This is a genomic window from Sphingomonas sp. (genome assembly GCF_050725575.1).
Lineage (GTDB): Bacteria > Pseudomonadota > Alphaproteobacteria > Sphingomonadales > Sphingomonadaceae > Sphingomonas.
On sequence record NZ_JBOHHW010000059.1, the window covers coordinates 1 to 22,345 of the forward strand.

20 protein-coding genes are annotated in these 22,345 nt (G+C 61.8%); 6 read left to right on the top strand and 14 right to left on the bottom strand.

Going from position 1 to position 22,345, the window contains the following annotated elements; translation table 11 throughout:
• Positions 1–33: 33 nt before the first annotated feature.
• The 3 genes from ACRECS_RS24310 to ACRECS_RS24320 form a co-directional block, all read right to left on the bottom strand.
• Positions 34–534, bottom strand: a complete 501-nt coding sequence (locus tag ACRECS_RS24310; RefSeq protein WP_431585550.1) for a hypothetical protein — start codon at positions 532–534, stop codon at positions 34–36.
• 172 nt (positions 535–706) lie between these two features.
• Positions 707–2,989 carry a TonB-dependent receptor gene (locus ACRECS_RS24315; protein WP_431585551.1) on the bottom strand — a complete coding sequence of 761 codons (2,283 nt, stop codon included), beginning with the start codon at positions 2,987–2,989 and terminating at the stop codon, positions 707–709.
• Positions 2,990–3,423: 434 nt separating this feature from the next.
• Entirely contained in the window at positions 3,424–4,179 is a 756-nt protein-coding gene (locus ACRECS_RS24320; protein WP_431585552.1) for an SDR family oxidoreductase, read from the bottom strand.
• A 203-nt stretch (positions 4,180–4,382) separates the two neighbouring features.
• On the opposite strand from ACRECS_RS24320, the gene ACRECS_RS24325 reads away from it, so the two are divergent.
• Together ACRECS_RS24325 and ACRECS_RS24330 are read left to right on the top strand one after the other, a co-directional pair.
• Complete coding sequence (locus ACRECS_RS24325; protein WP_431585553.1) at positions 4,383–5,378, top strand: alpha/beta hydrolase; 996 nt, start codon at positions 4,383–4,385, stop codon at positions 5,376–5,378.
• A gap of 55 nt (positions 5,379–5,433) precedes the next feature.
• Positions 5,434–6,177 (top strand): SDR family NAD(P)-dependent oxidoreductase, encoded by a 744-nt coding sequence (locus ACRECS_RS24330; RefSeq protein ID WP_431585554.1) that lies wholly within the window; start codon positions 5,434–5,436, stop codon positions 6,175–6,177.
• A 45-nt stretch (positions 6,178–6,222) separates the two neighbouring features.
• On the opposite strand, the gene ACRECS_RS24335 is transcribed toward ACRECS_RS24330, so the two are convergent.
• From ACRECS_RS24335 to ACRECS_RS24375, 9 genes are all read right to left on the bottom strand, one after another.
• Complete coding sequence (locus ACRECS_RS24335) at positions 6,223–6,906, bottom strand: TetR/AcrR family transcriptional regulator (RefSeq protein ID WP_431585555.1); 684 nt, start codon at positions 6,904–6,906, stop codon at positions 6,223–6,225.
• Positions 6,907–7,029: 123 nt separating this feature from the next.
• Positions 7,030–8,184, bottom strand: coding sequence for an acyl-CoA dehydrogenase family protein (locus tag ACRECS_RS24340; protein WP_431585556.1), 1,155 nt, complete (start codon positions 8,182–8,184; stop codon positions 7,030–7,032).
• A 64-nt stretch (positions 8,185–8,248) separates the two neighbouring features.
• The gene (locus ACRECS_RS24345) at positions 8,249–9,469 is read right to left on the bottom strand and encodes an acyl-CoA dehydrogenase family protein (RefSeq protein WP_431585557.1); all 1,221 of its coding nucleotides are present in this window, start codon (positions 9,467–9,469) and stop codon (positions 8,249–8,251) included.
• Between the two features lie 18 nt (positions 9,470–9,487).
• Positions 9,488–10,546 (bottom strand): phosphotransferase, encoded by a 1,059-nt coding sequence (locus ACRECS_RS24350; RefSeq protein ID WP_431585558.1) that lies wholly within the window; start codon positions 10,544–10,546, stop codon positions 9,488–9,490.
• Complete coding sequence (locus ACRECS_RS24355; protein WP_431585559.1) at positions 10,543–10,950, bottom strand: Zn-ribbon domain-containing OB-fold protein; 408 nt, start codon at positions 10,948–10,950, stop codon at positions 10,543–10,545. The genes ACRECS_RS24350 and ACRECS_RS24355 overlap by 4 nt, the downstream gene beginning before the upstream one ends.
• Positions 10,951–10,953: 3 nt before the next feature.
• Positions 10,954–12,114, bottom strand: a complete 1,161-nt coding sequence (locus tag ACRECS_RS24360) for a thiolase C-terminal domain-containing protein (RefSeq protein ID WP_431585560.1) — start codon at positions 12,112–12,114, stop codon at positions 10,954–10,956.
• Positions 12,115–12,127: 13 nt separating this feature from the next.
• Entirely contained in the window at positions 12,128–12,931 is an 804-nt protein-coding gene (locus tag ACRECS_RS24365; protein WP_431585561.1) for an enoyl-CoA hydratase/isomerase family protein, read from the bottom strand.
• A gap of 42 nt (positions 12,932–12,973) precedes the next feature.
• Positions 12,974–13,753, bottom strand: coding sequence for an SDR family oxidoreductase (locus tag ACRECS_RS24370; protein WP_431585562.1), 780 nt, complete (start codon positions 13,751–13,753; stop codon positions 12,974–12,976).
• A gap of 7 nt (positions 13,754–13,760) precedes the next feature.
• Positions 13,761–15,188 carry a phenylacetate--CoA ligase family protein gene (locus tag ACRECS_RS24375; RefSeq protein WP_431585563.1) on the bottom strand — a complete coding sequence of 476 codons (1,428 nt, stop codon included), beginning with the start codon at positions 15,186–15,188 and terminating at the stop codon, positions 13,761–13,763.
• A gap of 251 nt (positions 15,189–15,439) precedes the next feature.
• On the opposite strand from ACRECS_RS24375, the gene ACRECS_RS24380 reads away from it, so the two are divergent.
• Positions 15,440–16,891 (top strand): aldehyde dehydrogenase family protein, encoded by a 1,452-nt coding sequence (locus ACRECS_RS24380; protein WP_431585564.1) that lies wholly within the window; start codon positions 15,440–15,442, stop codon positions 16,889–16,891.
• A gap of 5 nt (positions 16,892–16,896) precedes the next feature.
• Here the strand turns inward: ACRECS_RS24380 and ACRECS_RS24385 are convergent, their stop codons facing one another.
• The gene (locus ACRECS_RS24385; RefSeq protein WP_431585565.1) at positions 16,897–17,481 is read right to left on the bottom strand and encodes an NADPH-dependent FMN reductase; all 585 of its coding nucleotides are present in this window, start codon (positions 17,479–17,481) and stop codon (positions 16,897–16,899) included.
• 155 nt (positions 17,482–17,636) lie between these two features.
• Between ACRECS_RS24385 and ACRECS_RS24390 the strand changes: the two genes are divergently transcribed.
• From ACRECS_RS24390 to ACRECS_RS24400, 3 genes are read left to right on the top strand one after another with little or no spacing between them, the layout of a single operon-like run.
• Entirely contained in the window at positions 17,637–18,611 is a 975-nt protein-coding gene (locus tag ACRECS_RS24390; protein WP_431585566.1) for an HpcH/HpaI aldolase/citrate lyase family protein, read from the top strand.
• The gene (locus ACRECS_RS24395; RefSeq protein WP_431585567.1) at positions 18,611–19,807 is read left to right on the top strand and encodes a CaiB/BaiF CoA transferase family protein; all 1,197 of its coding nucleotides are present in this window, start codon (positions 18,611–18,613) and stop codon (positions 19,805–19,807) included. The genes ACRECS_RS24390 and ACRECS_RS24395 overlap by 1 nt, the downstream gene beginning before the upstream one ends.
• Before the next feature lie 28 nt (positions 19,808–19,835).
• Entirely contained in the window at positions 19,836–21,179 is a 1,344-nt protein-coding gene (locus tag ACRECS_RS24400; RefSeq protein WP_431585568.1) for an LLM class flavin-dependent oxidoreductase, read from the top strand.
• A gap of 146 nt (positions 21,180–21,325) precedes the next feature.
• On the opposite strand, the gene ACRECS_RS24405 is transcribed toward ACRECS_RS24400, so the two are convergent.
• On the bottom strand, positions 21,326–22,072 hold the full coding sequence (locus tag ACRECS_RS24405; protein ID WP_431585569.1) for an SDR family NAD(P)-dependent oxidoreductase: 747 nt from the start codon (positions 22,070–22,072) through the stop codon (positions 21,326–21,328).
• Positions 22,073–22,345: the final 273 nt, after the last annotated feature.

The following is a 22,345-nucleotide window of genomic DNA, read 5'->3' on the forward strand; positions in this document are numbered from 1 at the left end:
CGGCGGCTCTGGCGAGCGCCGCGGCCCCTCGTCTTACCAGCCGCCGGGAATGTCGCTTTCGGTGCGGCGCAGGTCGGTTGGATCGATATACTCGTTGGAGCAGACCGCCTTGCCGTCCTGGATATGATAGGTCTCGCACAGGTTCAGGACGATATGCTCGCCCTTCTCGTCCTTGTGGGTCGAGCGCAGGATCGCCTCAACGATGAAGCCGGTCTCGATGATATGGACCTTGGCATCCATCGTTTCCCAGCCGCGGCCGGTGCGCGGGGTCCATTTCCAGCGCTCAAGATATTCCTCGCGGCTGATCCGGAAGCCGCTCTGATGGATATTCCACTGGATGAAATAATCGTCCTGGCGAAGGGCGCGCCACGCATCCCAATCCATTCGATCGGTCTTGTCGTTCTCGCCGTCAGATTGGAGCGGGTCGGCCACCTTCATAAAGGCCTCCAGATAAGCCTCGACCTCCTCGCGCGGGACGGGTTTCAGGTCCATCGTCGAATAGGGCAGCTTGAGCACCTGTGTACGATCGGGCATTTTCGGCTCCTTAGGTTAGTAAAGATAAAACTACATTGACTGTATCTTTATCGTGATGTGACAATTGCGTGCGCGATTGTCAAGTGGCGTGCGCTTGCGCCGCTTGGAAAAAGCAATGGCTGCGGCGTCTGGAGAACGCCGCAGCCATGAGGAGGGTCGTGGATAGGGAACCCTACATATCGACCGCCAGCGTGACCCCGAGCGTGCGGGGCCTCGTCCGGATCAGTGAATAGCCACCATCGTCGCCCATCCCTCCGGACGCCGCCGAGAAATTATGAATGACGGTGTTGATCCCCCGGCTGTCCGCGACATTCTTGGCGAAGAGTTGAAGCGACCAACGGCCGAAATCGAGGCCTGCGCGCAGATCGACCGTGTGATAGCCGGGCACGCGAACTTGCTGCACCGTCGGGCTCAGGCTGCCGAACCGGGCGCCGACATAATTCCATGTCGCGCCGACATAGGCCTTGGCTTTGGCCGAGACGTCGATCGAATAATCGGCTGAGGTCGATGTCTGCCATTTCGGCACAAAGGCGAGCGGCGATCCCTTCAGGCCACCGGCTGCCGGTGCGTCCGTGGTCAGATAGGCTTCATTATAGGCGCCGTTGGTACCAAGCCGCAGGCCGGTCATAGGGCGCCATTCGATGTTCCACTCGACGCCCTTGCTCCGGGCCTTGCCGCCATTCACGGTCGCCGAGAACTGGCCGGAATATTCGAGCAACTGGATGTTGGTCCAGTCGATGTAGAAGGCCGCGAGATCGAGCGAGACGCTGTTGTCGAAGAGACTGGTCTTCACACCAAGCTCATAATTGATCAGCGAGTCCGCCTTGGTGAAGGCAGGGAAGGGGGCGTCGGGCTGCTGGATATTGGGCCCACCCGGCCGGTAGCCCTTGGCGACCCGGGCATAGAGCATCGTGTCCGGTGTGACATGCCACCGCGGCGCGACCGAATAGGTGAAGACACTTTCGCTGGTCTTGCCCATATATTCGTTGAACAATGGGAACTGCCCGGTGGCGCTGGTGCCAGGAGGCCAGAATTCGGGCGGTAACAGGCTCAGGTCGGTGACCGTATCGGTCGCGCCGTCTCCGGTCTGGCTGTTGTGTGACCAGCGTCCGCCAAGCGCGATGTCGAATGTCGGGGTCAGGTGATAGGTCGCATTGGCGAAAAACGCGACTTCGCGATAGGTCGAGAGCAATTGATAGCTGCCCGTCGTGGGCGCGAAGTTGGTCGTACCGAAATAGCCCGGCTGCAGCAGGATCTTCGCGACTGAGTCGCCCTTTTCATGGGTGTAGAAACCGCCGACGATCCACTCCAATGTCGGTTTTCCGGACGAGGAGAGCCGCACTTCCTGAGTGAACTTCTTCACGTTCAGGATATTGTCGAAATACGAGCCGTCGCCGAGTGGTGTACCGCTTTCGTCATAGGCGGACAGGATATGAGTGGTCGCGTAGCTCGTTGACGACATCAGGCTGGCGCCACCAAAATCCCAGTTGACCGTGCCGTTATAGACCCGGGTCTGATCCTTCAGATATTCGTCGAGCTGTCGTCCCTGGCCATAGGGGCCATAAGTGAGCTGGAATGGTTCGGCGATGTGGGTCGGGCCATCCATGACCAGATCGACGTCCGACGATGATGCCAGATTCCGGTTCTGGAGGATCGCACTGATCTTGAACGAAAGCGTATCGGTCGGCTGGAACAATAGCGTCGCCCGGCCACCGGTCGTCTTGACCGAGTCGTTGTTCTTTTTGCCGCGCAGGACATCATCGACATAGCCGGGATCGTACCGATGATAGGCAACGACGCGCAGCGCCACCTTGTCGCCGAGCGGGACATTGATCATTCCCTTGACACTGCCGCCGCTGTCGCCGTGTGCGACGGTCACGCCGGTGACCTCCCCGCGTGCGCCGAAGGTGCCGAGCTCCGGCGCATTGGTCACGAACTTGACAAGACCGCCTAATGTGCTTGCGCCGTAGAGCGTGCCCTGCGGCCCGCGCAGCACCTCAACACGCTGCATGTCGAATGGATCAAGGTCTGGGCTGGTCAGCGCGCCATTGGCGAGGTTGCTGCTCGAGCCATAGGGCGTTTCGTCGATATAGATCCCCGTGGACGCGCTCAGACCCCCGCTATTGATACCGCGAAGGATGACGCGCGTCTGGCCGGGCGTGGCGGACGTGCCCTGCAGGCCCGGGACCGTCGGAAAATAATCTTGGAAGCTCTGGGCCGATTGCCGCGAGAGCGTCTGCTCGGTGATCGCGCTCAGGGACATCGGAATGTCACGGAGTTTTTCGGGTATCTTGTTGGCGGTGACGATGATGTCCGCCGTCATATCGTCCGCCTTGGTCTGGTCAGCGCTCTTTGCGCTATCCTTTGGGGCATCTTCCGCAAAAACAGGCTGGGCGCCGGCAAAGGCGCTGCCGAGCAGCAATGCGGTGACGAAGCTCTTTCTATGGATTTTCATAATTTCCTCTCCCCCACTGAGTGGTTTCTTTTTTTTGATCTGGTGACTGCGCTCAGGGCGCCTTCGGGCCGCTTGCGCGACCGGATGCTTCATCGATGCGTGGGCGCAATCAGGTACAACCGGTATGCCGGGTTTCCGCATGCTGCCGTCATCGGCCTCTCTCCTCTACCCGCAGCGCCCATCTTGTTGATCTTTTTGTCAACAATGAATCATGAGCCGCTGCTCATAATGCAAAAGGTGAGCTTGGTTCGACTGGTTGTCAATCGAAAAGGGAAGCGAGTTACCTTTAGCAGGCAATCACCCATGGGCAAAGCGCGCCCACGCCCTGGGATCAAACCTGAAATATCGAGGTGCGAGTCGCCAAGTGCCCGAAATCGGGCGTGGAGCCGGCGGTTTCCCCGGTGGCGGATGCCCGCCCCGGGGAATCTCTGTCGTCAGCCCGCGGGAACGCAGATTGCGCCGCGGTCGAGATTGATCGAGGTGCCGTTGAGATCGCTCGACTCGTCGGAGGCGAGAAACAGGACGGTCTTCGCGACCGATGTCGAGGGCGCACCCTCGAGCTCAGGTCGCTGATCGAGCGGGACGTCGGCAAGGAACTGTTCGAACATGGCGCGCATCATCGGCGTGTCGACATTGTGGGGATGGATGACATTGCAGCGGATCGCGTCTCCCTTCTGCATGCAGTGCACCGCAATGGTCCGGGTCATTGCTGCGACGGCGGCCTTGGCTGCGCTATAGGCGGGTACAGGGGGAACACCCTGCAATGCGGCGCTCGAAGATGTGTTGATGATCGAGCCGCCACCGGACTGTCGCATCGCCGGCAGCGCATGCTTCACACCGAGGAACGTGCCCTCGACACTCACCGCGTTGATCCGGCGCCAGCTCTCCAATGTGCAGGCCTCGATATCCGCCATGTCAATGACGCCGGCGTTGTTGACGAGCACATCGAGCTTGCCGAATCGGGCGAGAATCCGGGCAATCACGTCCTGCCATTGCTGCTCGTCGCACACGTCGAGGCGCATGAAGACGGCGCCGTGACCGATTGCAGTGGCTGCTGCTTGGCCGGCGCTTTCGTCGATATCGCACAGAATGACGGTGCCGCCTTCAGCGGCGAGGGCTTCGGCCTCGGCCTTGCCCAGACCCATCGCCGCGCCGGTCACCAGGCAAATCTTGCCGTCGACTCTTCCCATTTCCCGCTCCTTTTGCATGTTTTTCGCCCGAATTGCGGCTCCAACCGCATCTTCGACCATCACAGGTTCGGCTAGAGCATAAGGAATGTTAGTGCAATAAGAAAGTAACTTCCCTTTTCTTGATTGTGGTGCGATAGAGCATCGGCAACGCCGGATATCGGGGCTTTTCAAGCCGCGGCAGACGCGGAGAGCAGGAGACTGTGATGACCCAATGGATAATTGGCGGCCTGATCGCCGTGGGCCTGATTGTTCTGATCGGGGTGATGCTCACCCGCACCGGCTGGACGGAGCGGGGAGGCGTGTCGCGCATCACGGTTGCAGGACGCATCCAGCTGGTGTTGTTCCGAGCGCTGATTCCATTCTTCGCGGGCGTGAACAAGTCGCTCGGCATCGCGGTGCAGCCGGCACTGATCAGCCGGCGCAGCATTGATACACCGCATGGTGCAGCGAAGCTCACAATCTATCGTCCGGTCGATTCAGACGGTGCACAGCTTCCGGTGCACATCAATTTCCATGGGGGCGGATTCATCATCGGTTATCCCGAGCAGGATGATGTTTACTGCCGCCACTTCGCCAATCTTGCGCGCTGCGTTGTTATCAATGTCGATTATGTGCTGGCACCAGAGCATGTCTTTCCAGCAGCAGTGATGCAAAGCTTCGAAGTGACGAAATGGGTTGCCGCGTCTTCCGACGCGCTTGCCATCGATCCCTCGCGTCTCACGATCGGCGGTTCAAGCGCGGGTGCCGCCATCGCCGCATCGGTGTGCATGCTGGCGCGGAATCTGTCCGACCTCCGCATCCAGGCGCAGATCCTGATCTTTGGTTGCTTCGACTGGTCGCAGCCTCTGGCCAGCAAGAATGTGATGCCTGGCGTCAATCAGGCTCTCGGCCCCCACCTTATGAACTTCTTCATGCACCTCTATCTGCCCAATGCCGCGGATCGCGCAAACGAGCTCGCTTCGCCATTGATGGCGGCGGACCTCACCGGCGTGCCGCGCGCGGTCGTCATCTCAGGCGCGCACGACCTGATCGTGACTGATTCCCGTGCCTTTGCGAAGCGACTGCTGGCAGCGGGCGTGGAGGTGATCGAACGGGAATATCCCGAGGCTGACCACGGCTTTACCTATAACGGTCCGAAGCCCCAAGCGCTCGAAGCGCTGGATCTCGTCACCCAAGAGCTTCGCCGGGCCTATGCCTGATCGCGTTTGGCCGCGGCCTCACCGATCAATTAAACCACAATGAGGATCATCGACCATGGGTAAGCTATCAGGCAAAATCGCGGTCGTGACCGGCGGCGCGAGCGGCATCGGACTGGCCACCGCACGGCTGTTCCAGGCAGAAGGCGCGACGGTTGCCATTTTCGATCGCAACCCTGCCGCGCTGGAAGCGGTACGAGCCGAATTCAACGACAACGCGCTGACCGTTGCGGTTGACGTGGCACGGCCAGCTGAGGTCGAACTGGCACTGGCGCAGGTGAGTGCCGCCTATGGCCGGATCGACATCCTTTTCGCCAATGCCGGTGTCTCGCATTGCCCGCCCTTGTTCGAAACGGACGAAGCCTCATTCGACGCGATCGTGGGCGTGAACATCAAGGGTGTGTTTTTTTGCTTCACCCGGGCGATGCCCTATTTCTCCGACGGGGCTTCAGCGATTTTTACCAGCTCGGTGATCGCCGAGCGCGGGCAACCGGGCGATGCGCTGTATGGTGCGACCAAGGCCGCAGTGCGGAGCATGGCGCGCACCTTTGCTGCCGATGACGATGTCAAGGCCAAGAAGATACGCGTCAACGCCGTCAGCCCGGGGCCAATCCAGACGCCGATGACCAGGGAAGCGACCGACATTCCGGAAGTGAATGCCTATATCGAATCGCTGGTGCCGCTCGGCCGCTGGGGCAAGCCCGAAGAAGTGGCAAAGGCGGTATTGTTTCTCGCGTCGGATGATGCGTCCTACCTTACCGGCGGCGTGATCGCGGTCGATGGCGGACTGGGGCAAGTGTAAATAGCGGCGCTCTCCGCCCGGCCGGAGGGTGCCGTACCTGGTGCCTTATTCCAGGCTGGTCCGAACGAGCTTCATATAGGTTTCGATCACATATTCGGGTGGCGTTTGATATTCGCCATATTTGACGTAGCCGAGATAGAAATAGCTGCGCGCTGCCATCATCGTATAAGCGATCGCTCGCATATCGTCGTCATCGAACTCGCTAATCCTGCCCTGTTGGCTGCTGCGCTTCATCGATGCGACATAATGATCAACCAGCTGCTCGAAATGCTTGCGATGGCCCAGTGGCGCGGCAAATTCTGCCTCGTTGAGCAGCCGGTAAAAGCCCGGATGTTCACTAAGATAGTCGAAAAAGGCGCGAATGCCCCGCTCTTCGACTTCGATGAAGGTCTTCGCGCCGTGGAGGCGTTCGCCGATATAAGCCATCATGTGCTGGCCGGCATGCGGCAGCAACTCATCGAATAGATGCTGCCTGGTCTCGAAGTACAAATAGATCGTGCCCTGAGCGATGTCCGCGGTAATCGCGATCCGCCCGACCGATGCGTTCTGATAGCCATGCTCGCCGACCACTTCGACGGCGGCATTGAGGATGCGCTCTCGCAACAGGAGTGCCCGCTCTTCACGTGGAGGTCGCTTGGGCTTCGGCTTCAAGCGTACCGGCAGCGGCGCTACCTTGATATCGCCCGATTGCTTGATGCCCGGCTTGGATTTGATTTCAGTCTTTGCCATCGATCCCCCGGATATTGCATCATCGCCCATCTAGACAAGTCCAAATATGAGAAATGACTCATCGGTCATTTACTTACCTTTTCCTCTCATTGAACCGTACTCCTCCGCAGCATCGGTGAAAGGTCAGGCCGCGAGTTGCTTGAAGATGTTGTTCCGCTGGATGGCCGATGACCCGCCGATGATCGGCAGCAGCAAGGCATCTCGGACATAGCGTTCGACGTCGAAGCCTTTGACATAGCCATAGGCGCCGAAAATAGTCTGGCATTCAAGCGCCACGGTCTTGGCGACTTCGGTTGCGAACAGCTTCGCCATCGATGTCTCCTTGGTGCAGGGCAGATGCTGGTCGGCGGTCCAGGCCGCCTGATAGAGCATCAGCCGCGCCGCCTGCACTTGCGTCGCCATGTCGGCCAGCTTGTGCTTGATCGACTGGAAATTGGCGATCGTCTTGCCGAACTGACTGCGCTGATGTGCATAGGCCCAGGCATCATCGAGCGCGGCCTGGGCAACGCCGACCGCGATTGCGGCAACCTCGATCTTCTCGACGTTCAGACCGCTGCCGGTGATGATGCTCCAACCCCGGTTCCAAGCCTGTTCGCCGCCGAACAGATTGGTAACCGGTACCTCGACGTCGTCGAAGATCACATCGGTCGTGGCCGCACCCTTCATGCCCATCGCGTCGATCGGCGTGATCGTGACGCCCTTGGTGTCCGGCGGGATCAGGACGATCGAGATATTGTTGTAGCGGTCTTGGGCATCGCCGGTGCGAACCAGGGTGAAGATATAGTCGCAGATCGCCGCGCCTGAGCAAAAACGCTTCTCGCCATTGATCACGAGCATGTCGCCGCGGCGCTCGCCCTTGGTCTTGATGCTGGCGACATCGGCGCCGACATCCGGCTCGCTCCAGCCATAGGCGAACAGCAAGTCACCTTCGACGATCCGGGGCAGCAGGGTCCGCTTCTGCTCTTCGGTGCCGCATTCGACGATATTCATGCCGGCATAACAAGCCGCCATGATATAGGGCACTGAGACGGCCAGGCTGCGTTTGGAAAGCTCCTCGATCGTGATCATCGCAGCTAGAATATTCTGGCCGAGCCCGCCATATTCCTCGGGGATGGTCAGGCCCATCACGCCGAGTTCTGCAAGCTTCTTGAAAACATCACGCGGAAAGTAATTGCGCTTGTCCCAATCGGTTGCCGCCTCGCGTGGCATGTGGCGCTCGACGAAGCGCGACAGGCTCTGGCGCAGCTCACGAATCTCATCTGATTCCAGGAAGTTCATTGGGGTTCCCCTATTCCCGATACGGTAATTTGGCGCAGATGCGCATGTGTCCAAGGCGCGATTGTCAGGCGCTCCACAATGCCGTTTCGCGCGCGAGTTCCAGCCGTGCAATGGCTTCGAGATGAACCTCGTCGGGACCATCGAAAATGCGCATCGAGCGGCTCATCGACCATTGATGCGCCAGCCCGAAATCGTCACTGACCCCAGCACCGCCATGCGCCTGGATCGCGCGATCGAAAACGCGCTGGGCCATGTGCGGCGCGATCACCTTGATCATCGCGATCTCGGACCGGGCGGCCTTGTTGCCGACCGTATCCATCATATGCGCCGCTTTGAGCACGAGCAGGCGAGCCTGCTCGATCTCGATGCGCGACCAAGCGATATTCTCGCGGATCGATCCGCGCTCGGCGAGCGGCTTGCCAAAGGCGATACGTTGTTTGACCCTGGCGATCATTGAATCGAGTGCGCGTTCGGCATAGCCGATCGCGCGCATCGCGTGGTGGATGCGCCCCGGCCCGAGCCGGCCCTGCGCAATTTCGAACCCCCGGCCCTCGCCGAGCAGGATGTTCGACATCGGTACGCGGACATTGTCGAACGAGACTTCCCAATGACCGAATGGTGCGTGATCATAACCGAAGACAGGCAATGGCCTGACGATCGTCACCCCGGGCGTGTCGCGCGGAATCAGGATCATGGACTGCTGCAGATGCCGGTGGGCGGATGGGTCGGTCTTGCCCATGACGATCAGAAGCTCGCAGCGCTTGTCTCCAGCGCCCGACGACCACCATTTGCGGCCGTTGACCACATAGTCCCTGCCATCGCGAACGATGCTGGTCGCAATGTTCGTGGCGTCCGATGATGCCACGGCCGGCTCGGTCATCGCAAAGGCAGAGCGGATACTGCCTTCGAGCAAGGGGGTGAGCCAGCGCTCTCTTTGTTCTGCGTTGCCGAACAAATCCAGGGTTTCCATATTGCCGGTGTCGGGGGCGGCACAGTTGAAGACCTCGGGGCCGATCCAGGATCGGCCCATCAATTCGCAGAGCGGGGCATATTCCAGATTGGTCAGCCCGGGGCCGTTCTTGCTGTGGGCGAGGAACAGGTTCCACAGGCCCGCAGCCTTGGCCTTGCTCTTCAATTCTTCGAGGATGGGCGGGATGTCCCATGGATCTTCCTGTGCGGCATGCTGCTCGGCAAAGATGCGTTCGCCGGAAAAGACATGTTCATCCATGAATGATGAGACATCACTCATCATCGACTTGGTTTTGTTGCTATAGTCAAAATACATGCCATCGAATCCTGTGATTTAGCCGCGCGTCCGGGGTTCGACCTGTCGCCAGGCGATGCGGGCGAGGGGGCCGGCGGCCTGGCCAACGGTCAATGCGTCGGGGTTGGCGGCGTTGTTCTGCAGCGCGCGCGCATAAACGCCCTGAAGAATGGCGGCGGATCGGAACATCGCAAAGGCGAGATAAAAGTCCCATGCGTCGATCCGCTCGCGGCCGGTGCGGCGACAATAGGCGGCGAGATATTCTTGCTCGCTGGGGATGCCGAGTGCTGTCAGGTCGAGCCCGGCAATGCCGCGCAGGCCGGGGAAATCGGGCGCGACGTGATAGACCATGCAGTTGAATGCGATGTCCGACAATGGATGGCCGAGCGTCGCCAGCTCCCAGTCGAGGATCGCGATCACCCGGTTGTCGGTCGGATGGAGGACAAGATTCTCGAGCCGGAAGTCGCCATGCGCGATGGTCGTCTCGTCTCCGGTCGGAATGTTTTCCGGCAACCAGGCGATCAGCCGATCCATCTCCGGGATGTCATGGGTTTTTGACGCCTCATATTGACGTGACCAGAGCCGGATCTGGCGTGCGATATAGTCCCCATGCTTTCCAAAGCCCGAAAGGCCTGCGGCGGACCAGTCGATACCGTGCAACACAGCCGCGGTGGCGTTCATGGCATCATAGATTGCCGTACGGTCGGCCGGGTCGCTGTCCGGGAGCGAGGCGTGGCGAGCCACCCGGCCGACGACATGCTCCATCAGATAGAAGGGCGTGCCGAGGATTGCCGGATCCTCGCACAACAGCAACGCCTCCGGTACCGGCACATCCGTGTTCCCGAGCGCTGCCAGGATGTAGAATTCGCGCTCGATGGCATGAGCGCCGGGCAACAGCGTGCCGCCGGGCTTTTTGCGCAGCACATAGTTGCGCCCGGGTGTTTCCAGCAGGAAGGTCGGGTTGGACTGGCCGCCAGCGAATTGCTGGATCGAGAGCGGGCCCGCATAGCCATCGAGATGCGCCTCGAGATAGGCCGAGAGCGCACCGGCATCGATTTCGTTGCCGATGCGGACCTTGGTCAGTTCGGCGGCGCTCATGCGGCGGCTGGCCGGAAGAAGGGCAGAGTGACGCTGCCGTCGGCGACCTTGTCGAAGAATATCTCGACCGGCATGCCGGCGCGGACCGCGCCCGGGTCGATATCGACCAGGTTGGCGCAGATGCGTGGGCCTGCGTCGAGCGCGATCAGCGCGGTCACATAGGGCACTTGGCTGCCATAGATGTTCCGCGGAATGCCGACATGCACGACAATCCAGCTATAGACCGTGCCGCGGCCGGAGACCTCGGCCCATTCGGGCTGCACGTTCGGGTTGGTGGTGCAAAAGCGTGAGGGCGGGAACTGATAATGGTCGCCGCAATGCTGCAGCATCAGGCGTCCCTCGGCGCAGCCGCGCCAAAAGGGTTCAGAATCCGCGTCGGGCACGGGGATGGGACGATCGAGCATGGTTCAGTTCCTGAGGATGAGGGCACCGCCGCAGGTCATCGCACCCGCGGTGGTCAGGCCGATTTTGGCGCCCGGGACCTGGCGATCACCCGCATCTCCGCGCAGCTGTTGCACGGCTTCGATGACATGGTTGAACCCGTGGATATACGCCTCGGAGAGCAGGCCGCCATTGGTATTGAGCGGCATCTCGCCGCCCCGCGCGATACGCCCGCCCTGCACCCAGTCGCCGCCTTCGCCCTCCTTGCAGAAACCAAGGCCTTCGAGCGCCATCAGAACGCTATAGGTGAAACAGTCATAGATCTGGGCGAAGTCGAGATCCTTCGGGGCGATGCCGGCCGCGCCCCAGAGATCGTCGGCGAGATATTTGAAGGCATTGTGCGAGTGATCGGGCCAACGCAACAGGTCGGACAGATCATCGCCCTGATTGGGTCCGCCGCCATAGACCGCCGACGTGATATAGACCGGCTTCTGTTTCAGGTCGCGCGCGCGTTCCGCCGAGGTCACCAGCACCGCGCAAGCGCCGTCGCTTTCGATGCAGATGTCGTACATCCGGAACGGCTCGACGATCATGCGCGAGGCGAGGTAATCGTCCATCGATAAGGGCGTGCGCATCATGGCGCGCGGATTACGCGTCGCATTGTCGCGGAATGTGGTTGCGATCGTGCCGAGCTGCTCCGGCGTCAGGCCATATTTGCTGCGATAGCGCTGGCACCACATGGCCATCATCTGAGCATAGGTCATCAGCCCGAACGGCGCGGAATATTGGCTTGGACCGGCCGCCGTCAGCGCTTGCTCGCCGCCGCCGAAGCGGAAGCCCGACCGGCCGTTCATTGCCCGGAAGCACAGCACGTTCGTCGCCATGCCAGCCTCGATCGCGGCCGCCGCGTTCGACACGATCAGGTTTGCCGCATTGCCGCCGGCATAGAGGTCGACCGCCCATTGCACATCGGGGATGCCGAGCTCTGTGGCGACCGCGATCCCCGGCGCGGAATCGCCCATGTTGAAGCTGCAAAAGCCGTCGATCTCGCTAAGGTCGAGACCGGCGTCATTGACTGCGGCAAGACAGGCTTCCGATGCCAGCGCCCGCACGGTGCGGCCTGAATTCTTGGTAAAATCGGTATAGCCGATACCGGCGATCGCGTATTTGTCCTTCAGGGTCCACATGGTCTGTCTTCCGTTATTTCTGGGGGCCGAAGTTCGGCTTGCGCTTCTCCTTGAAGGCCATCAGGCCCTCGATCGGATCGCGTTCGGTGGTGGCGTAATTCTGAACGAACTCGATCTCGGCGCGCAGCCCGCTCTCCAGGTCCTCCCGGATCGCTGTGTTGAGCAAATGCTTGGCACCACTGAGCCCGACGGGACTCTTGGCGAGGATCTTGCCGACCAGCGTTTCGATCGCGGCATCGAAGTCTTCACCGGGATGGACTTCGTTGACCAAGCCGATCCGTTCGCAGGCCCGTGCTGTCAGCAGATCGCCGGTGAACATCAGATGCTTGGCGCGGTGTGCGCCGATCGACCGCCAGAGGCGGATCGAGCTGCCTGCGCCTGGGAGCTGCCCGAAATTCAGATGGCCGTCGCCGATCCGCGCATTCTCGGTGGCGATGACGATATCACAGGCCAGCAGCAGTTCGAGCCCGCCGGCGACGCACACACCGTTGATCGCGGCAATATAGACAGCGCTGGACCGCTCGATCGCCCGAAAGAGCTGGTAAAAATCTTCCATGAACCCGCGAAAATCGGGCGCGCTGCGGAACAGGGTGAGGTATTTCTCCAGGTCGCCGCCGGCCGAGAAGGCATCGCCGCTGCCGGTGACGACCACTGCCATCAGCCCGGGCTCCGCCTCAAGCGCGATAACGGCGTCCCGCAATTCGCGTACCGTGTCCCAGTCGAGCGGATTGCGCTTCTCCGGGCGGTTGAGCTGGATAGTGGCGCGCCGTTCGGCGCGCTCGATGCGGATGTTCTTGAAGCAAAGATTGTCAGTCACGGCGTGCCTGCTCGCTTGCTGTGGAAAAGGGTGGGAAGGGGGTCAACATGCGCTGAACCCGCCATCGATCACGAGCATCTGCCCCGTCATGTGGCGCGACGCATCGGAGCAAAGGAACGCAGCGGCCCCCTTGAAGTCTTCGGCCTCGGCCAGCCGGCGCAGCGGCGTCGCGGCAGTGATCTGATCGCCGATGCGATCGAGCAGGCCGGCGGCGAGTTTGGAGTGAAAGAAACCCGGGCAGAGTGCGTTGACCGCGATCCCGTAGCGCCCCCATTCCGTCGCGAGCGCGCGCGTGAAGTTCACCACCGCGCCCTTGCTGGTGTTGTAGGCCAGCGTATAGGCCTCCTGCTCGGGGCGATTGCCGCGCAGGCCGCCGATCGATGCGACGTTGACGATCCTGCCGCTGCCCTGTGGGATGAAGGCGCGGCGGCCGACTTCCTGAGTCAGCAGGAAGACCGCCTCGACATTGACGTTCATCACCTTGCGCCAGCCATCGATGCTATGGCTTTCCGCCGGCTCGCCCCAGCTCGCCGCCGCATTGTTGACCAGAATGTCGATGCGCCCGAAGTGCGCAAAGATCGCATCGACCAGTGGCGCGATGCCGTCTTGTCGGGAGATGTCGGCAGGAAAAGCCTCGGCCTCGATGCCTGCAGCGCGCAATGTGTCGCGTGCGTGTTCAAGTTCAGCGGGCTTGCGGGCAACCAGTGCTACGCCTGCGCCAAGCTCGCCCAGCGCCTCGGCGATTCCGTAGCCGAGCCCGCGCGACGCGCCGGTGACAATCGCGATGCGCCCGCTAAGATCATAGAGGGATTTGACGTTCATCGCCCGCTCATTTCGCAAAGCGCCGGTCGATCAGTCGCCGCGCCTTACCTTCCTTGCCGATATTGGTGACCTCGCTCAGCGCACCTTGGGCGACGAGTTCCACTCGAACCTTCAAGCCGAGATCCTGTTTGAGGCGCCCAGCGAGCGCCATCTCCAGTCCGTCCAGCCCCGACGCATCAGGCCGTATCTCGATCTGTACGACCATGTCATCGCGGATCACCCCGTCGACCGTCGCGCGGTCGACCAGGCACATCCATTCGCCGGTGGTGCGGTCGTCGCTGCGGACCGCGCTCAGACAGGCGGCGGGATAGATATTGACGCCGCGGACCTTGGCCATGTCGTCGCTGCGGCCGAGGAAATGATCCATGCGCCGGAAATTGCTGCCGAGCGCGCTCGTCCCGCACGGCAGGATGCGGCTGACGTCGCGCATGTTGAGGCGGATGATCGGCGGGATACGGCGCGAGAGGCATGTCGCGACGAGATTGCCTGTCTCGCCATCGGCGACCGGCTGGCCGGTCTCGGTATCGAGCACCTCCAGATAGACCAGATCCTCCATCAAATAGAGGCCGTCCTTGTCGGGGCCCTCGAACGCGGCGATCGAGATTTCGTTGGTGCCGTAATTGTCATAGACCGGGCAGCCCCAGAGGCGCTCGAGCTCGGCGCGCAATGCGCCCTCGGTGTCCGGCCCGAGGAAAGTCGGCAGGAAATTGAGGCCGAGGTCGCGGACATCGCGGCCCAGCTCCTCGCGCGCGGTTCGCGCCAGCGTCGTCAGATATTCGGGAAAGCTGGCGATGATCGTGGTGCCATAGTCGAACGCGATCTGCATCTGCTTGGCACCCGGGGTGACCACGCCCGAACCGGTCGTGATCGGCATGATGCCCAGATAGTCGTGCGCAGCCTTGTAAAAGACCCAGCCGAATTGGGCGAGGGCGTTGGTTGCCGGGATCTGAAGCACGTCGCCGGGCCGCGCGCCCTGGATATAGAGGGTCCGCGCGGTCTGCAGGCCAATCAGCTCCCAGTCGCGCGCGCCGAGCAGGGAAGGGCGCGGTTTGCCGGTCGTGCCGCTACTGGTCTGCACCTTGATCGGATTGTGCAGCAACTCCCGCTTCACATCGATGCCGCTGATATGTCCAAATGGCGGGTGGCGGGTCTGGTCGTCCTTGATGTCGTCGGTGGTGAAGCTGGGTAGCTTCACAATATCGTCCAGCGACCGGATATCTGCCGGAGTCAGGCCGGCCGCCTGCCAGCGCTCGCTGTAGAAGCGATTGGTCCAGGCGAGCTCAATGATGTCGCGGAAACGCCGGTCCTGCAGATCGCGAAGCTGATCACGCGACCAAGTGAAAACCGTGTTCGCATAAATGTCGGGCGGCGGGAATTCCTGCTCGAAAGCAGCCCAGTCGATCGCATGGCGATAGAGTGGCAAGGACGATTTCAACTTGAGTTCCTCTCCCTGGCGCATCTGACAAGTTCGCCATTCCGCCGTCTGCCTGCTTCCATTCGCAAGCTTGCCTCATAGTTGCAGAGCAGCCCGCGTGCGTCAAGAAAATGATTGATGGCTCATCATTCATTGTATTAAAGAGAGGCTGCGCGACTGAGCGTTTCTGCGCCTTCCAAACAGGAAAGTCGCTGAATTTTTGCATAGAGTGAAGCTCATGCCTTATTGGCGGAGCGTTGGGAGAGACGGGGATGGAGCAGCAACGCTATGCGGCAGTGATCGGCGGACGCCGAGTCGAGTCGGGCGCCTGGTTCGATGTGATCGATCCGGCCACCGGCAAGGCGTTTGCGCAGGCGGCGCGATGCGGTGCAGGCGAGGTCGATGCAGCGGTCGCGGCGGCACGCGAGGCATCCGAGGCCGGGTGGCGTGTGTCGGAAGCTGCCGATCGCGCGACGCTGCTGCGCGCACTATCGGCAGCAATTCTGGCAGACAGCGAGCCATTGGCGCGACTGGAGAGCCAGGATGCGGGCAAGCCGCTCGCTCAGGCGCGCGCCGACGTGAAAGTCGCGGCTCGCTATTTCTCCTTTTATGCAAGCGTGGTCGAAACCTTGCGCGGGGATACCATCCCAGTACGCAGCGGCGCCTTTGCCTATTCAGTGCGCGAGCCATTCGGTGTCACAGCGCATATCACGCCCTGGAACTATCCTATTCAGATCGCCTCGCGCACGCTTGCCCCGGCGCTGGCTGCGGGCAATTGCTGCGTCCTCAAGCCCGCTGAGGAGGCACCGCTGACCGCGATCCGCCTTGCCGAACTGGCGCTTGATGCGGGCTTTCCCGCCGGTGTGCTCAATGTCGTGCCCGGCTTTGGCATCGAGGCTGGAGCAGCGCTCAGCGCGCATCCCGGAATTGACCATCTTGCTTTCACCGGATCGCGCCCGATCGGCACGCTCATCGCGCGGGAGGCTGCGAACAATATCGTGCCCGTCACGCTGGAGCTTGGCGGCAAGTCGCCCAACATCGTGTTCCCCGATGCAGACCTTGATGCGGCCTTCCCGGCGATCGTCAACGCGATCATCCAGAATGCCGGGCAGACCTGCTCGGCGGGGTCGCGGCTGCTGGTGCATGCGAGTCTTTATGAGCGGCTGATCGAACAGATCGGTGAGGCGTTCGAGGGGCTCAGGCTTGGCTGCGGACTCGACGATCCTGCGATCGGGCCGCTGATTTCCCAAAAGCAGCGCGACCGGGTGGCCGCCCTGGTCGATGCCGCCGGTCGCGAGGCGCGCCTCGTCACAGGCGGCAGCGACGTGATTACGGGCGATCTGGCGGATGGCTTTTTCTTCCGTCCAACGCTGTTCGCCGACGTGCTTGCCGATGCGACGATCTGGCGTGAGGAAGTGTTCGGTCCGGTACTCGCCGCCGCTTCGTTCCGCGACGAGGACGACGCTGTCCGGCTCGCCAACAGCACTGACTATGGTATGATCTCGGCGGTCTGGACGCAGGACATTTCACGCGCTCACCGGTTGATCCCGAAGCTGCGGTCGGCGCAGGTCTATGTGAACAGCTACGGTGCGGGCGGTGGCGTGGAGTTGCCGTTCGGCGGCTATAAACGCTCAGGCTATGGCCGCGAAAAGGGTGTCGAGGGATTGATCGAATATAGCCAGCTCAAGACCGTCCTGATCAATCACACGACCGGGCAGCGTTGAACCGGTCATGCGGCGGCACGTCGCCGGCGCATATCGGCGAACTCGATGATCTGCCGGGTCAGCTCGACCAATTGTCCGGCCGCGGCATCATTCAGGCACCCGCCCTCGGCATCGAACAGTGGCTCCGCCGTGTTGAGCTGGACACCGAGCGGCGTCGGCCAGCCGCGCAGTGCATGCACGCTGGCGCGCAGGCCGGACAGAACCGCACCGCCCGCCTGCCAGCCGGCGGCTGCGGCGATGCAGCCAACCGCGCGGCCGCTCAGATAGGGTTGGTCGTCACGCGACATGTCCTCGATATAATCGATCGCATTCTTGACCAGGCCCGACACGCCGCCATGGTAGCCGGGAGAAGCGAGGATCACGCCGTCCGCTTCGCGCAGCGCCGCCACCAGCGCGCTGGCTTCAGGGCTGCGCTCTGGGTCCGCCGGGTCATAGACGGGGAGCAGGATGTCCGATCCGCAGAAAAGCCGCGTTCTGACATTCAGTCGCTCGGCCACTGCCAGGCAGAAGCGCAGCGCCGACGCGCTTGACGAGTGAAGGCGCTGGGTTCCGCCGATCGCGACGATGAGCGGTGTGTCTTGCTGGTCCATTTGATGACTTTCGACTCCGGGAAACAGGCCCGGCAAGGTAGCTGCCGATTGCTGATCGAATGCATCGAAAACATCGATAGATAACGATCCAGTTCGCTATTTCCCGACGCGCCGCGGCGGCCGATGCATCGCACCTGATTTCAGGAGGATGCGACATGGTTGCCATTGCGGAAGGTGTATCGGGCTTCCGGTTGCAGCGGTCCGAGCTGGCGGTGCCGGCGACCTCGGAGAAGTTTTTCGAAAAGGCGGCAAGGGGGCCGACCGACTCGCTCTTCCTCGATCTGGAGGACGCGGTCGCGCCCAATCGCCGGATCGAGGCGCGGGCAGCAGCGGTCAAGGCGCTCGGCGAGGTCGACTGGGGCAGCAAGACCGCCTCGGTCCGTGTCAACGGCCTGACCACACCTTGGGCTATTTCGGACATCCTCGCTGTCGCGGCCTGTCCGCGGCTCGACATGATCCTGTTGCCCAAGGTGGAGACCGCGGGTGACGTGATCTTTCTCGACCGGTTGCTGACCGGCCTGGAGCTGGAAACGCCGCGCGCCCGGCCGCTCGGGATCGAGATATTGATCGAAACCACCAAAGGCCTTGCCAATGTCGAGGCGATCGCTGCGTCGTCACCCCGTCTCGAAGGGATCATCTTCGGGGTTGGTGACTATTCGATCGAGCTGGAGAATTTCGATACCGTGTTCGGCGCGTCGAACGGTGATTATGCCGTGCTGGCGCGCGCGGAGGGCAAGCCGCCCGAGCATCACTGGAACGATCAATGGCATTTCGCACTGGCGCGGATCGCCAATGCCTGCCGCGCCTATGGCCTGAGGCCGATCGACGGTCCCTTCACCAACTATGGTGACCCTGACGGCTATCGTGCCAGTGCGACGCGCGCCCGGGCACTCGGCTTTGAAGGAAAATGGGCGATCCATCCAAGCCAGGTTGAGATCGCCAATGAGGTTTTCACGCCCAGCGCCGGCCAGATTGCCTGGGCGCGCGACATTGCCGCGAAGATGGATGCCGCCGCCGGCGAGGGAAAGGGCGCGATCGGACTTGAGGGCGTGCTGATCGACCGCGCCCATGTGCTCCTGTCGGACAAGATCCTGCGGCGCGCGCGTGTCGCCGGCCTGGAGGTGCACTGATGGCCGGCCCGCTTGCCGGCATCCGCGTGCTCGATATCGCGACCTTTGTCGCAGCGCCGTTCTGCGGCACGATTCTGGGCGAATTCGGTGCCGAGGTGATCAAGATCGAGCAGCCCGGCGAGGGGGATTCATTGCGTCGCTTCGGCACCATGACCGAGGCGGGCGATACGCTCGTCTGGCTCAGCGAGGCGCGCAACAAGAAATCGGTGACGCTCGATCTGCGCACGCCCGAGGGCGCCGACCTGTTCCGCAAGCTCGTCGCTCGCTCCGACGTCGTGCTGGAGAATTTCCGGCCCGGCACATTGGAGAAATGGGGTCTGGGCTATGACGCGCTCGCCGCGATCAACCCGACGCTCGTGATGCTGCGGGTCAGCGCCTATGGCCAGACGGGCCCGATGCGGGACAAGCCGGGCTTCGCGCGCATCGCGCATGCGTTCAGTGGCCTGGCCTATCTGTCGGGCGAACCCGGCCGCCCACCGGTCGTACCCGGCTCGACTTCGCTCGCCGACTATATGTCAGGTTTGTTCGGTGCGGTCGGGGTGCTCATCGCCCTTCGCCATGCGGAGCAGACCGGCGAAGGACAGTCGATCGACATCGGCCTGTATGAATCGATTTTCCGCGTGCTCGACGAGCTTGCGCCGGCCTTTGCCCGATCCGGCTATCAACGCGAGCGGATGGGGCCGGATACCGTCAATATCGTGCCGCACAGCCATTACGAGACGCGCGACGGTGCCTGGGTTGCCCTGGCCTGTTCCAACGACCGCATGTGGGAGCGGTTGACCAAAGCGATGGGAAGGCCGGAACTTGCTCAGGACCCACGCTATGCGCGGCCAAAGGCGCGCGACGATCATCGTTCGGAAGTCAACGCACTGGTGGCCGCATGGGTCGGGAGCCTCGATGCTGTGGAGGTGCTCAAGGCATGCGAAGCGAATGAAGCCCCGGTTTCCAAATTGCTGAGCATCGCGGACATTTTTGAGAATGCGCAATATGCGGCACGCGGCAACCTGCGCACAATCATGGATCCCCGTATCGGCCCGCTGACCGTCCCGGGCCCTTTGCCGCATATGTCCCGCACGCCACCCGAACTTCACTCCGCGGGCCCTGCGCTTGGCAGCGCCAATGTCGAGATTCTCGGCGAATTGCTCGGCCTCACCACAGACGCCCTGACTGACCTCAAGCATCGCGGCGTGATCTGACGCTGCAGGACCGAATAGGAGAACCATGATGACCACCGACCGTCAGATGACGCTGATCGCCTTCCTGCAAGCGCAGAATTGCACGAATTTTCCCGCCTCGTGGCGGCATCCGGCGGCTGCGGCTGACTTCATGTCGCCCGAATATTATCAGCGGATCGGCCGGACCCTTGAGGAGGGCAAGTTCCATCTCGCTTTTTTCGACGATCGCCTCGCGATCCCCGATGTCTATGCCGATGATTTCAAGATGACGATCCGCGAGGGAATCCGTGCGGTTAAACTCGATCCGATGCTGTGCGCGCTGACGCTTGCCAATGCGACTGAGCGGCTCGGCGTCGGGGTCACTTATTCGACCACCTATTATGAGCCGTTCCATGTCGCGCGCACTTTCCAGACGCTCGATCAGCTCACCAAGGGCCGGGCGGCCTGGAATGTGGTGACGTCGCTCAACAGCTCGGAGGCGGTCAATTTCGGTCGCGATCTCGTGCTCGAGCATGACCTTCGCTACGACCGTGCCGAGGAATTTCTCGAAATCGTGCGCGGTCATTGGCGCAGCTGGGACGACGATGCGCTGATCCTCGACAAGCAAGGCATGTTCGCCGATCCCGAGCGCGTCCGCCGGCTCGATCATCAGGGCGAATGGTTCAAGTCGCGCGGGCCTTTCACCGTGCCGCGTTCGGCTCAGGGCGAGCCGATCCTGATCCAGGCCGGACAGAGCGGCCGCGGCCGCAGCTTTGCTGCGAAATGGGGTGATCTGGTCTTTGTGATCTATCCCAATCTGAAGGTCGGCCAGAAATCCTATGCCGAATTCAAGGATGTGCTGGAGGCGACCGGGCGCGGCCGGGATTCGGTCAAGATCGCGCCAGCGATCTACACCGTTGTCGGCGAGACCCAGACCCAGGCCGAGGATCGCCGCGCGGTCATCGATAATCTCGTCAAGCCGATCGATGGGCTGGTGCTCTTGTCCGAAGTGCTCAATTTCGACTTTGCGAAAAAGGGCTATGACGAGGCCTTCACCACCGAGGAGATGGACGGCATTTCCGGAATCCAGGCATTCCGCGACCGGGTTGTGGCGCTGAGCGGCCGCGCCAATCCTACGCCGCGCGATTTCGTCGAGTTCACGCGTCGCGGCACGCTCGACGAGTTCCCGGTCTTCATGGGATCGCCCAAGCAGATCGCGGATCAGATGGAGGAATGGTTTGGCACCGCCTGTGACGGTTTCGTCCTTGCCGCCAGCCATGCGCCGGGCGCCTATGATGATTTCGTCCGCCTAGTCGTCCCTGAGCTGCGTCGCCGTGGTCTGTTCCGCAAGGATTTCGAGGGGGCCACACTCCGCGAGAATCTCGGTCTGCAGCGACCGCCCGTCGGGGGCTGATCGCTGATGGAGGCGTGAGGGCGTCCGAGCTGCTATCCGCTTTGATACCATGATGGCGGCTCGGAAAGCGGGGGCATGTCAGCGGCTGCACTGACCACGGCACCACGATCGGTCCTGCGCGACATGTTGCAGATGCGGTGACCGTGTTACCGCGCGGTGTAACCGCCGTCCACGGGCAGAATGACGCCTGAAACGAAGCGGGCGTCCGCTGAGGCAAGGAAGAGCATCGCCGCAGCGACATCGTCGGGCTGGGCCATGCCTGGCAAAGGGTTGAACGTCTCGAGATGGCTCTGGAAGGTGTCCGGATCGGTGGATGCGTCCTTCAGCTTCTGAACCAGCGCGGTCATCACCGCTGTCGGCGAAACGGCGCATACTCTTATATTGTGAGAGCCATATTCGAGTGCTGCCGTGCGGGTCAGGGCGATCACGCCTGCTTTGGCGGCACCATAGGGTGCGAAGAATTTTTGGCCGACCATCCCGGAAACCGAGGCGGTATTGATGATCGTTCCACCATCACCCTGTGCGAGCATTTGGGCGATGCCGTGCTTCATGCACAGAAATACACCTTCAAGGTCGATGGTCACGACCTTGCGCCAGACCTCTGACGAGGTTTCATGGAGCAGCGCCTTTGGCGCGCCGATGCCGGCATTGTTGATCAGCACGTCGAGCCGGCCATAGCGCTCGACGCATTCCCGGATCGCTGCCGCGACCGAGATTTCGTCCGCGACATCCATCCCGATCGATGCGGCGCCGAGCGACGTCGCAAGTGTGGCGGCGGCCGTGGCATCAATATCTGCGATCATGACGCTGGCGCCTTCCGCCGAGAAGCGCTCGACAATCGCCTTGCCGATGCCCGCGGCACCGCCGGTCACGAGCACGGCCTTCCCGGTCATTCTGCCTGTCATCTCATCTCTCCGCTGCGGAGCGCTTGTCCTACATCAAGGCTGTCACCGGTTCGTGGGCATCCCCTGGATCGCGGCATTCACAACCAAATCCTCATTTCGCAGGGGAACCAGGGGGTGCTTTCTCCGTCCGGGCGCCTGGTTTTATCCAGGAACGCTTGGGCTAAGCTTGCCTGTGAAGCGCGTCAATTCTAAAATGAGCAACGGCTCATTGTTCATTTATCTTGACGCGCCCTGAAGGCAAAGGGCAAGTAACCGCGGTGC

Coding starts and splice junctions, on each gene's coding strand:
- ACRECS_RS24310 (WP_431585550.1), bottom strand. CDS start 534: ATGCCCGATCGTACACAGGTGCTCAAGCTGCCCTATTCGACGATGGAC.
- ACRECS_RS24315 (WP_431585551.1), bottom strand. CDS start 2,989: ATGAAAATCCATAGAAAGAGCTTCGTCACCGCATTGCTGCTCGGCAGC.
- ACRECS_RS24320 (WP_431585552.1), bottom strand. CDS start 4,179: ATGGGAAGAGTCGACGGCAAGATTTGCCTGGTGACCGGCGCGGCGATG.
- ACRECS_RS24325 (WP_431585553.1), top strand. CDS start 4,383: ATGACCCAATGGATAATTGGCGGCCTGATCGCCGTGGGCCTGATTGTT.
- ACRECS_RS24330 (WP_431585554.1), top strand. CDS start 5,434: ATGGGTAAGCTATCAGGCAAAATCGCGGTCGTGACCGGCGGCGCGAGC.
- ACRECS_RS24335 (WP_431585555.1), bottom strand. CDS start 6,906: ATGGCAAAGACTGAAATCAAATCCAAGCCGGGCATCAAGCAATCGGGC.
- ACRECS_RS24340 (WP_431585556.1), bottom strand. CDS start 8,184: ATGAACTTCCTGGAATCAGATGAGATTCGTGAGCTGCGCCAGAGCCTG.
- ACRECS_RS24345 (WP_431585557.1), bottom strand. CDS start 9,469: ATGTATTTTGACTATAGCAACAAAACCAAGTCGATGATGAGTGATGTC.
- ACRECS_RS24350 (WP_431585558.1), bottom strand. CDS start 10,546: ATGAGCGCCGCCGAACTGACCAAGGTCCGCATCGGCAACGAAATCGAT.
- ACRECS_RS24355 (WP_431585559.1), bottom strand. CDS start 10,950: ATGCTCGATCGTCCCATCCCCGTGCCCGACGCGGATTCTGAACCCTTT.
- ACRECS_RS24360 (WP_431585560.1), bottom strand. CDS start 12,114: ATGTGGACCCTGAAGGACAAATACGCGATCGCCGGTATCGGCTATACC.
- ACRECS_RS24370 (WP_431585562.1), bottom strand. CDS start 13,753: ATGAACGTCAAATCCCTCTATGATCTTAGCGGGCGCATCGCGATTGTC.
- ACRECS_RS24380 (WP_431585564.1), top strand. CDS start 15,440: ATGGAGCAGCAACGCTATGCGGCAGTGATCGGCGGACGCCGAGTCGAG.
- ACRECS_RS24385 (WP_431585565.1), bottom strand. CDS start 17,481: ATGGACCAGCAAGACACACCGCTCATCGTCGCGATCGGCGGAACCCAG.
- ACRECS_RS24390 (WP_431585566.1), top strand. CDS start 17,637: ATGGTTGCCATTGCGGAAGGTGTATCGGGCTTCCGGTTGCAGCGGTCC.
- ACRECS_RS24395 (WP_431585567.1), top strand. CDS start 18,611: ATGGCCGGCCCGCTTGCCGGCATCCGCGTGCTCGATATCGCGACCTTT.
- ACRECS_RS24400 (WP_431585568.1), top strand. CDS start 19,836: ATGACCACCGACCGTCAGATGACGCTGATCGCCTTCCTGCAAGCGCAG.
- ACRECS_RS24405 (WP_431585569.1), bottom strand. CDS start 22,072: ATGACCGGGAAGGCCGTGCTCGTGACCGGCGGTGCCGCGGGCATCGGC.